Origin of the sequence: Pseudoalteromonas sp. GW168-MNA-CIBAN-0100 (genome assembly GCF_040309225.1) — a bacterium.
Lineage (GTDB): Bacteria > Pseudomonadota > Gammaproteobacteria > Enterobacterales > Alteromonadaceae > Pseudoalteromonas > Pseudoalteromonas arctica.
Genome location: NZ_JBEOOL010000768.1, coordinates 1 through 257, shown reverse-complemented (window position 1 = coordinate 257; position 257 = coordinate 1). Strand labels below are relative to the sequence as shown.

Annotated in this window: 1 pseudogene; it reads left to right on the top strand. The window is 38.9% G+C overall.

What is annotated here, in order from left to right:
• Positions 1-48: 48 nt before the first annotated feature.
• Positions 49-257: pseudogene (locus AAEY62_RS23350) on the top strand (amino acid ABC transporter substrate-binding protein); the annotation flags it as partial.

Genomic DNA, 257 nt, shown 5'->3' with positions numbered 1-257 from the left:
ATCTTATAAGATGAAATATCAGAAAGTATTCTAGGAAAGGATTTACCTGTGAAGTCTGCCGCACTCATTACATTACTATTGCTATTTATTTTTGCTGGGCAAGTTCAAGCTAAAACCCTAGTCAAAGTGGGTGGCTATGAATTTCCTCCCTACATAGAGATTGTTGACAGCCGTGCTTCAGGTCTTACCGTAGAGCTAATTAGCGAACTCAATAAAATACAATCTGACTATCATTTTGAGCTTGTGCTCACCACACC